The organism is Methanohalobium evestigatum Z-7303, assembly GCF_000196655.1.
In the GTDB taxonomy this organism is placed as follows: domain Archaea; phylum Halobacteriota; class Methanosarcinia; order Methanosarcinales; family Methanosarcinaceae; genus Methanohalobium; species Methanohalobium evestigatum.
Map to the genome: position 1 here is coordinate 2,113,230 of NC_014253.1, position 11,662 is coordinate 2,124,891.

Consider the following 11,662-nt stretch of genomic DNA (forward strand, 5'->3'; position numbering starts at 1 on the left):
GCATTACTTTGCAAGGTCGTAGTGCTGGTTTACAATTTTAAGAGCACAGAAGTCTCCGCACATAGTGCAGGCGTCTTCATCTTCTGGAGCTCTGTCATTTCTGATGGTTCTTGCAGTCTGGGAGTCAATGGCAAGACTGTACATTTTTTCCCAGTCAAGGTTGCAGCGTGCACGTGCCATATCAAGGTCATTGTCTCTTTTGCCAAGTTTTACCATGTCTCCTACATGAGCAGCAATCTTTGAGGCTTTGACACCCTCTCTTACATCATCAACGTTTGGAAGTGCAAGATGTTCTGCAGGGGTGACGTAACACAGGAAATCACATCCGGCTGCACTTGAAGCAGAGGCACCAATGGATGTAACAATATGGTCCTGTCCTGGTGCTACATCAGTGACCAGTGGTCCAAGCATATAGAATGGTCTGTTTCCGCTCATGGATTTCATGAGTTTGACATTGGTCTCGATTTCGTCCATTGGTACGTGACCAGGACCTTCAACTATTACCTGCACACCTTCGTTCTGCGCCTGCTCAGCAAGTTCAGTGTTTATAATCAATTCCTGAATTTGTGCTCTATCAGTAGCATCATGGACTGCACCTGCACGCATTCCATTGCCCATTGAGAGAACTACTTCGTGTTCTTTCAGGATTTCAAGCAAGTAATCAAATTCACTGTAGAGAGGGTTTTCTTTTTCATTGTAAAGCATCCATGTACTCATGAATGCACCGCCTCTGGAACAGAGTCCTCCGTAACGGCCATGTTTTTTAAGCCTGTCCAGTGTGATGTTGTTAACTCCAGTGTGTATAGCCATGAAATTTGTACCAAGTTTTGCCTGTTCTTCGGTAGCTTTGAACAGGTCATCTTCGGTCATGTCAGTAATAGAACCGCGTTTTTGTGCAGCTTCTATGAATGCCTGATAGAGTGGTACAGACCCAACTGACAAGGATGTATTATCAACAACTTCTTTCCTTACCTCAAGGAAATCTCCGCCTGTACCAAGTTCCATGAGAGTGTCTGCACCAGCTTCTTCTGCAGCTTTTGCTTTTTCAACCTCCAAACCTATGTTGGAAATATCGGATGATGAGCCGATAGAAGCATTCACTTTTGTTGAAAGCCCTTCACCAATTCCACAAAGTTTAACATCTCTGTAGGGAGAGGTGGGTATAACAATCCTTCCGTTGGCTATTCCTCTTCTTATATACTCAGGGTCAAGACCCTCTTTTTGTGCAACAACTTTCATTTCATCTGTTATTTTTCCATTGACTGCATCTTCTAATAGTGTCATAAGTAGACCTCATTAAAGTTAACTTTGTTATTGTTCGTTTCTATGCAAATATTTTATTTAAAACTTGTCAAAAAATATTCTTTAGTTTTAATCAAGTAAATTTGATTTAAAATTTATTGGTAATGAATTGCTATAGGAATATAAACAAATTCAGTTTCTTAAATCTTTGATAATGATTTGTTTAATATTGTATTATATAACTAAAAGGCTATTATAAAAATAAATAGTTCAGTTTAAATTTATAAAACTATTTAAGCAATAGTGATAACTCAAATTTTTCTGTAGTAAAAACCCAAAAAGGTATTATATCTTGGGTTATATTATTGTTATAATAGTAGTTTAGTGGTATAATTTATATTATTAAACTACCAGTGATGAAGAAAGGTAACTGTTTGGAATATGTTTGTATAATAGATCATTCCTCCCCTCTCTTCAATATAAAATAAGGATAAGAGGCATCGTAATATACATATGCCCCATAGTAAATAACCCACTCCCCAACCCGCATTGGATTGAGAGCCTCCCCTTGACTCTCAATCGCAGGTTTTCGGATCGAAAGAAAAACCACTAAAACTTTCGACCACGTATCCTTTCTAAGGTTGTAATCGTATTTAACAAAAACGCTAACTAAAATTTAACAGCGTTGAAAATTTTAACGCCTTTAAATATTATACCGGTTTATTTAATATCAAACCCAATAAGTTTTTTATCCTTTTATTTCTAAAAGGCTTGTATGAGGATATGGGATATACCTCCTGATAAATTATGCCGAAATCATTTACTTGGCGAACATAGAGAATTACATGCATTGTGGTCGATAATTATTAACAACAAAAAGGCTTATTCTAATCATCCTGAAACTCTACGCTGGAAGGATAAACTTAGAGCCCTGCATTTGAGACATGAAAAACTGGTCGAAGAAATGGATAAAAGAGGATATAATCATCAATCCCCACTTGATGTCAGGTTTGCTACAGGCAGTGATACACAAGATGAATTCATAGATTCTTATGAGAAGCAGGTAAAGATTTTGAAAGAAAAAAATTGCGGATGTAGTGTTTAAATTTAAGCTTATTTTTTATTTATTGAACGAAGATTACGTATTGTTTCTCTGTGAAGTGATACAACCAAATCGCTCATTAACCCGAATATGAACATCTGTATACCCGAGATAATAAGAAGTGCTGTAAGAATTGTCAGAGGCAGATGGGTAATCCCTTTTATCCATTCAATTACCACAAAAATGCCCGAAAGTGTGCCAAGAATAATTAGCACTGCACCGATGGCACCAAAATAAAACATAGGATTGTGCATTTTTGCAAGTTTGTATATTGTCATTCCTATTCTGAAACCATCTTTTAGCGGGTTGAGTTTGGTATCGGCATCCTCATGTCTTGCCAGATAAGTGATTGGAACTTCAACCACAATAAATTCTTTTTTGATGCTTTCAATCGTCATTTCTGATTCAATTTCAAAACCGGTTTCTTTAAGTTCCAGTGTTTTGATAGCTTCATGGGTAAAGGCACGGTATCCAGACAGGATATCATTCAATTTTTTCCGATATGCATAACTGAATAATTTATTAAGAGCCCGGTTTCCTATAAGGTTTAGTCGGGTAAAAGCGTCAGGTTCAAAATTTGCAAAACGGTTACCTATAACATGTTCTGCTTCTCCATTTAGTATTGGAGATAGCATTGCATGAATATCCGATGGTAGATACGTTCCGTCCCCGTCTACCATCACAACATATTCACTTTCTATTATGTTGAAAGCTTCCTGTACCGCCTGACCTTTACCCTTACCGCTCTGGACAACTATACTGGCTCCTTCTCCTTCTGCCAGTTCACAGGTTCTATCTGTGCTGTTGCCGTCGATAACGAATATATTGTCAAATCCTTCAGATTTGAAACCCCTTATTATTTCTACAATGGTAGATTCTTCATTAAGGGTGGGTATTAGTATACAAACGTTTTCGTTTTCTGGTGTACTCACATTCATCCCTTTACAGGAGCCCCATACCATCTAACTGGTTTCTTACCACTTCTACCCCGCGTTCACAGTGATCAGGGGATTTACCTCCGGTAACGACCAGTTTTCCTGAACTAAATATCAAAACTACAACTTTTGGGTCATCAATACGATATACTAAACCAGGGAACTGTTCGGGTTCATACTCTATGTTTTCAAGACCAAGACCTATAGCAATAGCATTCAGATTGAGTACTGCATGCAGGTCAGCAGATGCCACAATATTCTGAACAGTAATTACAGGGTCTTTGATGGTTTCAATACCGATGTCATTGAGTTTTTTAGCCATGTTCCCGATAACAACATGCACGTCATCCACATTTTTGGCACCTGTGCAGACAACTTTACCAGAAGTGAAAACAAGGAAAGCAGCTTTTGGATTGGAAACCCTGTATACAAGACCCGGGAATTTTTGTTTGTTGTATTCTGCGCCTTCAAATTCGGCTTCTATTTTTGTTAAATCAAATTCTTCTGCAAGTTTGGTGGAAGCCACCACGTTTTCGATTTTGATGTTGTAATCCTCTTTATAATCTGCCATATTTTTGGTCCTGAATATTTGATTAAACTATATTTTTTATATCCTTATATATAATAGCAAAAAGTAATTTATTCATTTATAAAAGTTACTTAAATACATGTTTCTTTTAAAAATGTTTTGGATATTTGTAATTACAACATCGCAAAATTATAGTATTAAAAGTAAAAATATATATTTTAAAATTAGAAGTATGAAACAATAGGGGCACAGTCCTTTAATGCCCCTATATAAATTTATAATCCAGCAGGGTTTATAAGTTTGCTCTATCTACAATAGTGTCTGCTACTTCTTTTGCACTGTTAAATGGGAAATCATCTTCTTTTAGTAGTTTTCCTGCTTCTCCAGCGGTGACTTCAACATCTCCTGATTTGCAGGTTGTATCTGCTCCTTCAGGGAATGCGTTCAATAATTCTTCAGGTATGTTTATCGGAAAATCTACACTCTGGAGAGCTCCTTTTATCTGTTCATGGATGTCATCTTTGACACTCATATTTTATCACCAATACCATATATTATCAGTCATAAATATATAGTTAATCGTTATAATTATATACTAAGAACTTATTTAGTGTATGACAATAACTTAGTTTTGATATAGATTTATGGAGGTCCATCAATGGCTACTGTTGACACTGAATATAAAAACGAACTCCGGGAAATAAAAGAGGAAATCAGTTCCATGCGTAAGGAATTCAACCGTTTTTTTGAATATTCGAATCAACAATATCTTGAACAAATATTGCAGGATATGAAGAACAACTTTTCCAGAATACTGATTGATTATGTTGTCGAGGACAGCAAAAACTCACTTAATGACAATATGGTACAGGACTGTAAGATGAAAGATTTTTGTGAATCAATATTTAATGATTTTCTGCAGGAAACTGCCCAACTATTAAACAATGACAGTGTGGGCCCGGGAACAATCGAGCAGTATTATGAACAATTTAATGAATTGAAAAAAGAAAAAGCAAAGTATCCAAAATGTGAGACATGTTTTTCTGAGGCTGCAAAACTGTTTGAAAAACAGATTAATCTCATGCGTTCATTAAAGATATATGAAAAAGAAGATGATAAAGAAAATATTCAAAATCTTCCCGTGGAAGAGGTTGTTAAAGACGTATGTGACCCCATAGCGAATAAACAAAGGCTTACGATATTAAAATCTATTGCAACCGATACAAAAAGTTTCACACAGCTATCCAAATTAACAGGTCTTAATGGCGGTAACCTGCTCTTTCATCTCGACAAACTTCTTAATTCAGGTATGATACAGCAAAGAAGTGAAAGGGGAGACTATATTATAACTGGGAAAGGATACGCAACATTAAAAGGAATATTCAATATTTATTCGCAAATAAAACTATAATACTGATAAAACATCAGTTTTAACCTTCGACGTTTTTCAGTCCATTGATTATTGCATCATATCTTTTACAGACTCTGTCAATCAGATGGATGTCGGGTTGATGGGTGGGAACAAGTATATCCGCATTTTTACCAATTTCCTCACCATTACTTGATTCGCCATAATCAGGCCCGATTAAAATACCATCGGCGGATACACTGAGTCTGAGGTCATTCACCAGTCTTGCTACCATATTTGTTTCTGGTTTGACTTTACGGCTGATGACAAGTGCTTTTGATGAATATTTCTCTTTTAAATCCCTGATATAATCGATGCTTTCCTGTGATTTATCACTGTCTGATATGTTTTCCAGTTTCTTTATCGATTCAATCAGATCGTCGAAAGTAGTAGAGCTAACTTCGATGATTTCTCCATCGTAATATCCTTCTACATTTTCTGAATATCCTTTCGGAATAATAAGTTTGTAAACATCCTCCAGTGAATCGATATCATCTTCAGTTGGGTTATAGATATTAATGACTCTGTAATCTTCGATTCCGCACAGTTCCATAATTGATTCGTACATCGGGGTGACCGCTATAACCTTCCTCCCAAGCCATCTGTCAAGACCCTTCTGTCCGCTCTGTTCACGGGAAAGTTCTATAATTTTTTGTTTTATCGATTCAGGGTCATTGGATTCAAGTCCAAAATAATCGGCAAAAAGTGGAGTGGTTTCAAGTAACTTTGTCCTTCCATATGCATTTGTGCGGATAAATCCTCTATCATGGAGTTCTTTAACATGGTCATAGGCAGAATTACCTCTTAAATCTACAAGGTCGGATTGGGTGATGGGTTGGTGGTAAGCTATCATGGAAAGGGTTCTAAGTATAGGTGAACTGAGTTCTCTTGGAGCAAGTTTGCTGACAAGTTCGCTAAATTCAGGTTTAACCTGCATCACATATCTTTCTCCAAGATCCAGTATTTCAAGTCCAGTATCACTACCATTGTATTCTTCAATAAGTGTTTGAACAACCGATATGGTATGTTTTTTGGATTTGCTTATAATTCTTGTGAGTGTCTGTATATCAACTGTATTACCGGCGGCAAAAAGTGCTGCTTCGATAATTTGTTTGTCTCTTGATTTTTTGTTCTCATCAGCCATAAAACATCTTACCCTTCGGACACTCCATTACCGGGAAATATATAAAGTTCTCCAAAAAGCTCCTCCTGATTCAATTTAATTTTTCTGTCAGCAGCAAGAAACAGAAGGGACAGATAGGTCATGACTTTTTCAGAACGTTCACCATAGGATATTTCGGAAAAAGAAGTGTAGCTCTTGTTTTGAAACATTTCTTCCAGTTTTTCGTACAAACCTTCCGCACGACCGGTAATATCTTCCTCATGTGCAATATCAAGTACTTCATCAGTAGAGGATTGTTCCTTTTCCTCTTTTCTATCTATCTCTTTTTTACTGTGATTTCGCTCTTTTCTTCTGGACTCTACTTTTTCAGCCTTTTTTAGTTCTGTAACGAGTTCATTTAAAGTAACAGGACGCTTGGAATTTCGCCTTACAGGAAGATTTGGAACAGGGTAATCCTCTACTTCTGAAAATTCGATTTCACCATCCATTTCCAGAGAATCGGGCTCTTCGTCCTCATCCTCTTCTTCTTCCTGGATGATTCCGGTGGATTTCATACGAAGTAAAACGGAAGCATAAAGCAAGGTTCTTGCTGATATCCTTAAATCCATCAGTTTCATCTGTTCAATCTTGTCCAGAAATTTATCTGTAATATCAACAATATCAATATCCCATGGATCGATATCTCCATCATTTGCAAGATTTACCAGCATTTCAACAGGTTCATTCATTACATCATCGGATAACTCAATCTGGGATTCATCCAGACCAAGCATCTGAAAAGTTTTTATGTATTCAGGGTCATGGTTGGTATCGTTTTTATTTTCCCCAAATGAACCTGATTCAATTTCGTATACGTTTTTTGATACCTGATCTGTTTCCACGTTTTTCACCACAGTTTCAATACAGTTTAACGCCTGTGATACTGGTATTGTTATTCTCCTGCATGGTAACTCCAAGAGTCCTTGAAGCAGATTCAATCATGGGCTTCCGGAGTGAGACCACTATAAACTGAGCACCGTTCACGGATTTTTTAATACGCTGTGCGACCCTTTCAGAATTAGCACCATCAAGGAACATATCGATTTCATCAAAGGCATAGAATGGAGCTGGACGATAAGATTGGATTGCAAAAACAAATGCAAGAGCCGTCAGGCTTTTTTCTCCACCTGACATTGCTTCCAGACGTTGCAGGCTTTTGTCTTTGGGCTGGGCTTTAAGAGTAAGTCCTCCAGAAAACGGCTCTTCATAATTATCAAGAGCCAGTTCACCTGTTCCATCTGAAAGTTCATTGAATATGGATGAGAAAGCTTTATTTATTCCATTAAATGTCTCCATGAACGTTTCTTTTTTGAGGTTTTCATATTGCTCTATACGTTCCAGAATCTGCTCCCTTTCATTTGAAAGGGTGTCTCTTCGGTTTTTCATCTCTTCATGTCTATTCAAAACCTCATCATACTCATCGATAGCTCGCATATTGACAGGTTCAAGGTCTTCCATGGCTTTTTCAATCGATGCAATCCTTGTACGTACTGTTTCATAGTTGGGGACTTCTTCAGTTTCCTCAATTCCTCGCTGTTCCAGTTCGCTTCTTAATTCATCTATTTGCTCTTTAAGAGAACTTTTTGTAGATTCAAGTGCCTGAAGTCGGTTACTTGCATTCTCAAATTTGGATTTGATGGAATTATAATCTTTTTTGAGGTTGTCATATTCGGTTTGTTTGTTCGCCCTCTCGTCCTGTAATTCTTTGAGTTCATCACCCAGCTCTTTTTCCCTTTCCTGTTTACTGGCAAGACTATCTTCCAGTTCTTTGATTTTTTCTTTAAAGGATTCAATACGACCTTGATGGCTTGATTTTTTCTCATCAAGCTCTTCAATGAGTTCCCTATCATCGCTAATTCTTTTGTTGGCGTATTCAAGGTCAAGATTCAATGAATTGATATTACTGTCAGTATCACGTATACGTCCCTCCAGTCTCTGGATTTCTTCGTTCAGATTATCAGCTTTTTCATTGAGTTCGGGTATTTCAGAATCGGCAAGTTCTTCTTCAAGTTCTGATATTTTCTCATCAAGTTCGTTTTCTTTTTTGGTTTTCTCATCCTTATCTGCAACGACCTTATCCATCTCTTCTTTGAGTTCTTTACGTGATTCTTCTATTTCTTCAAGTTCTTTGTTTTTGGATTCTATGAATTGGGATAGTCGTTCCTCTCTGCTTGAGATTTCCTCAAGTTGCATCTGTTTTTTGGATATTTCATTTTCGTGATTGTTGATTTCCTGCTTAACATCAGAAATCTGGCTTTCAACATCATCAAGTTTTTTGATTGTGTTGTTGCGTTTGGAATCGTATTCGGTGATTTTTTCTGCTATTTTTGTAAGTTTTTCCTTCTCAGCCGCGGCAAATGAAAGACCTGAACGCTGCTGTTTGGACCCGCCACTCATGGCTCCGCTTTTTTCGACAAGTTCTCCATCAAGGGTTACTATTCGGAGTCCGCCCATCAGTTTGCGGGCGTTTTCCAAACTATCCATTACCAGAGTATCTCTGAATACGTACCAGAAAGCAGGTTCAAATTTATCATCAAAATCAATAAGATCTATCGCATAACCAACAACACCTTTTTTATCCGAGAGGTCTTTGTAAGGTCTGCGTTTTTCAAGTTTTGTTAGAGGGAGAAATGTTGCTCTTCCAGCTTTATACCGCTTTAAATATTCGATTGCTTCTGATGCATCTTCATCATTTTCAGTAACAACAGCCTGCATACGTCCGCCTGCAGCTATCTGAAGAGCGGTAGAATATTTTTCGTCTGCCTGTCCCAGTTCAGCAATAGTTCCATAGATTCCCTGAAGTTCCTTGTTATTTTTTGCAGATATGACCGTATCAACCGCTTTTGAGTATTTGCTGTTTTCCTCTGCAGCACGGACTCGGGCTTCAACTTGTGCATATTCCTGCTGGTGCTTTCGGAGTTCTTCTTCATGTTCATTCAATATTTCTTTAAGCTGGGAGCGGTTGCTTTCAAGGTCATCGAGGTCTTTGTTCAGTGACTCGATTTTTTCGTTCAGTTTATCAATTTCATGTTGAACAGAGCGGGTATCGCTATCTGAAGATTCGATTTTTTCTTTAGAATCTTGTATTTCGTTTTCTATATCCCTTTTTTCTGCGGATTTACGTCTTACTGCATCAAGCAAACGGTTTTCTTCGCGAATCAGTTCACTTTTTTCATTCTTAATTTGTTCACGTTCATTTTTGAGTTCAGACAGTTTGTCCCGGGTTTCGGCAAATTTGGCATCAACATCATTGATTTTGCTCTGCAGAAGTTTCAGTTCGTTTTTACGTTCGCTGAGTTCAGAATTGATACTTTCTTTGCGTATTTCTTCATCATTGATTTTTGATTCAAGTTCTTCAACCTTAGATTTTGCATCATCAATATCTACAAGGGTCTTACGTCGTCGGGTATCTATGTCCTGTATTTCGTTTTCAGCAATTTCAATACTGCCATTACACCTTGAAATCTCTCCCCTTATCTCTTCAATATCCTTTTTTATCTGGATTTGTTCCTTTTCACCCATATTCTGGATTTGGTTTGTAAGGTCAGAGAGGGTTTTTTCAAGTTCTTGTAGCTGTTCATTCTTTTCATCCAGTGATTTTTGTAGTTCTTCTACTGAATTGTTCTTGGATTCAATATCACTGTTTACAGATTCAAGCTCTTTTTTTGCATCCTTTAATTTTGAAAGGATTACAAAACCTTCATACTTTGCTTTTTCCTGTTTCAATGATTGGTATTTAAGTGCCTGATCCCGTTCATCCTTGAGTTTATCAAGCTGATTGTTAACTTCTTCGATTATAATGTCTACTCTTTCAATGTGTTCTCGAACGGTTTCAAGTTCATTCATCGCTCTTTCTTTTTTATTATCAAATTCGGATACACCCGCGATTTCATCGATGATTTTTCTCCTTTCTACAGGGGTCATGGTTATAATCTGGGTGACATCTCCCTGCATGACAACATTGTATCCTTCGGGTGTAACTTTTGCTTTGGCGAGATAATTATGAATGTCTTTCAAACTTACAGATTTTCCATTAAAATAAAAATAGCTGTAATACCCACTTCCCGTTTCCTTTATTTTTCGCGTAATCTCAACTTCATCAGCTTCCACAGGCATTTCATTGTCTGAGTTGTCAAAACGGATTTTAACCTGTGCGTACTGTGGCTTATTACTGGAATCGGGATTATAAATCAGGTCTGTAAGTTTTTCAGCACGCATAGTTCTTGAATTGGACAGACCCAATGCAAACAGGATACCATCAATTATGTTTGATTTGCCACTTCCGTTTGGTCCGGATATGGTTGTAAAATCATCAAAAAATGGTATCTTTACCTTTTTACCAAAGGATTTGAAATTCAGGAATTCAATTTCCTTTATGTACACGTGCAACCTCTTTAAAAATTATTTGTCATTAGTGATAATTTCAGCATCTTCGTCTTCTCTATGTTCAACTTTTTCTTCAGGTTCGGGATTATGAGTAGATGAATCATCTCCATCGGCAACAATATATTCATTGCTTTTTCTTTTCGGTCTTCCTTTTTTTGATGAGCCCTTTTCTCCACTCTCAGCAATTATATATTCAGAACTGTTTTCCATAGTGGGATTTTTCTTGTGGTTTTTCTCCCCACTTTCAGCAATTATATATTCGGGTTCTACAGAAACGTTGTTTTCATTTTCTTGTTGCTCTTGAGGTTGTATAGTATCGATTTCCTGTATTTGTGTATAACTACCAGAAGCACTTTCATCAATGTTCTGGTCTTTTCTTCCTGTAAATTTTTTTGTATATTCTGATATTTTTGATCCTGAGGTTTCGCCTGAAAAGCCTGCATAGCCGCTATCAATACCGTTAGAATCAAGGGATTTTGTATTTGAAGAATTACCAGATTCATAGCCATTCGAGGTTGGAGTTTGGGATTGATTTTCGAGATTTTTAAGAATTGATTTTTGGTCCAGCAATTCTTCCATCATGCCTTCAAGTGTTTTTCCAAGTTCCTTGACCTTATCTTCAATTTTGCTCACACGTTTCTCCAGTTCTTCTACATTTTCTGTTGAGCCGTTGTTTTCAAGGTTGTTAATATCAAGCTCCTGATGAATTTCCTCGATGATTGAATCTTTGAGTGAATCTTTTATTTTTTTGATTTCCTGCTCTTTATCAGCGACCTGTTTTTCAAGCCTTTCAATAACAAAATCCCTGTTTTCATTGCCCATATTTTATGTTACCTCGTAAATTCATTCATCCCTCAAATTTTATATATTTAATCTTATAAGATTTTTATGTACGTAG

Annotated in this window: 10 protein-coding genes; 2 read left to right on the top strand and 8 right to left on the bottom strand. The window is 37.0% G+C overall.

The annotated features are described in order from the left end of the window. Window positions 1-3 precede the first annotated feature (3 nt). Window positions 4-1,284, bottom strand: a complete 1,281-nt coding sequence (gene thiC / locus METEV_RS10615) for a phosphomethylpyrimidine synthase ThiC (protein ID WP_013195511.1) — start codon at window positions 1,282-1,284, stop codon at window positions 4-6. Between the two features lie 733 nt (window positions 1,285-2,017). On the opposite strand from thiC, the gene METEV_RS10620 reads away from it, so the two are divergent. Beyond that, the gene (locus METEV_RS10620) at window positions 2,018-2,347 is read left to right on the top strand and encodes a pyrimidine dimer DNA glycosylase/endonuclease V (protein WP_013195512.1); all 330 of its coding nucleotides are present in this window, start codon (window positions 2,018-2,020) and stop codon (window positions 2,345-2,347) included. Between the two features lie 8 nt (window positions 2,348-2,355). On the opposite strand, the gene aglJ is transcribed toward METEV_RS10620, so the two are convergent. The 3 genes from aglJ to METEV_RS10635 form a co-directional block, all read right to left on the bottom strand. Next, a complete protein-coding gene (gene aglJ / locus METEV_RS10625) occupies window positions 2,356-3,282 on the bottom strand; it encodes an S-layer glycoprotein N-glycosyltransferase AglJ (protein WP_013195513.1) in 927 nt (308 codons plus the stop codon). Window positions 3,283-3,286: 4 nt separating this feature from the next. After that, on the bottom strand, window positions 3,287-3,850 hold the full coding sequence (locus METEV_RS10630; RefSeq protein ID WP_013195514.1) for a TATA-box-binding protein: 564 nt from the start codon (window positions 3,848-3,850) through the stop codon (window positions 3,287-3,289). Between the two features lie 250 nt (window positions 3,851-4,100). Continuing rightward, complete coding sequence (locus tag METEV_RS10635; RefSeq protein ID WP_013195515.1) at window positions 4,101-4,340, bottom strand: MTH865 family protein; 240 nt, start codon at window positions 4,338-4,340, stop codon at window positions 4,101-4,103. 126 nt (window positions 4,341-4,466) lie between these two features. Between METEV_RS10635 and METEV_RS10640 the strand changes: the two genes are divergently transcribed. Then, complete coding sequence (locus METEV_RS10640) at window positions 4,467-5,219, top strand: winged helix-turn-helix domain-containing protein (RefSeq protein WP_013195516.1); 753 nt, start codon at window positions 4,467-4,469, stop codon at window positions 5,217-5,219. Between the two features lie 19 nt (window positions 5,220-5,238). Here the strand turns inward: METEV_RS10640 and scpB are convergent, their stop codons facing one another. The 4 genes from scpB to METEV_RS10660 are packed head-to-tail and all read right to left on the bottom strand — an operon-like array spanning window position 5,239 to window position 11,586. Then, a complete protein-coding gene (gene scpB / locus METEV_RS10645) occupies window positions 5,239-6,360 on the bottom strand; it encodes an SMC-Scp complex subunit ScpB (protein WP_013195517.1) in 1,122 nt (373 codons plus the stop codon). An 8-nt stretch (window positions 6,361-6,368) separates the two neighbouring features. Next, entirely contained in the window at window positions 6,369-7,220 is an 852-nt protein-coding gene (locus tag METEV_RS10650; RefSeq protein ID WP_232216859.1) for a segregation/condensation protein A, read from the bottom strand. Window positions 7,221-7,236: 16 nt separating this feature from the next. Continuing rightward, complete coding sequence (gene smc, locus METEV_RS10655) at window positions 7,237-10,761, bottom strand: chromosome segregation protein SMC (protein ID WP_013195519.1); 3,525 nt, start codon at window positions 10,759-10,761, stop codon at window positions 7,237-7,239. 18 nt (window positions 10,762-10,779) lie between these two features. Next, a complete protein-coding gene (locus METEV_RS10660; protein ID WP_013195520.1) occupies window positions 10,780-11,586 on the bottom strand; it encodes a hypothetical protein in 807 nt (268 codons plus the stop codon). Between the last annotated feature and the right edge of the window lie 76 nt (window positions 11,587-11,662).

Bases quoted from the DNA above. Each gene is read 5' to 3' on its own strand.
- METEV_RS10640 (WP_013195516.1), top strand. From the start codon at position 4,467: ATGGCTACTGTTGACACTGAATATAAAAACGAACTCCGGGAAATAAAA.
- METEV_RS10630 (WP_013195514.1), bottom strand. From the start codon at position 3,850: ATGGCAGATTATAAAGAGGATTACAACATCAAAATCGAAAACGTGGTG.
- METEV_RS10635 (WP_013195515.1), bottom strand. From the start codon at position 4,340: ATGAGTGTCAAAGATGACATCCATGAACAGATAAAAGGAGCTCTCCAG.
- aglJ (WP_013195513.1), bottom strand. From the start codon at position 3,282: ATGAATGTGAGTACACCAGAAAACGAAAACGTTTGTATACTAATACCC.
- thiC (WP_013195511.1), bottom strand. From the start codon at position 1,284: ATGACACTATTAGAAGATGCAGTCAATGGAAAAATAACAGATGAAATG.
- scpB (WP_013195517.1), bottom strand. From the start codon at position 6,360: ATGGCTGATGAGAACAAAAAATCAAGAGACAAACAAATTATCGAAGCA.
- METEV_RS10620 (WP_013195512.1), top strand. From the start codon at position 2,018: ATGAGGATATGGGATATACCTCCTGATAAATTATGCCGAAATCATTTA.
- METEV_RS10660 (WP_013195520.1), bottom strand. From the start codon at position 11,586: ATGGGCAATGAAAACAGGGATTTTGTTATTGAAAGGCTTGAAAAACAG.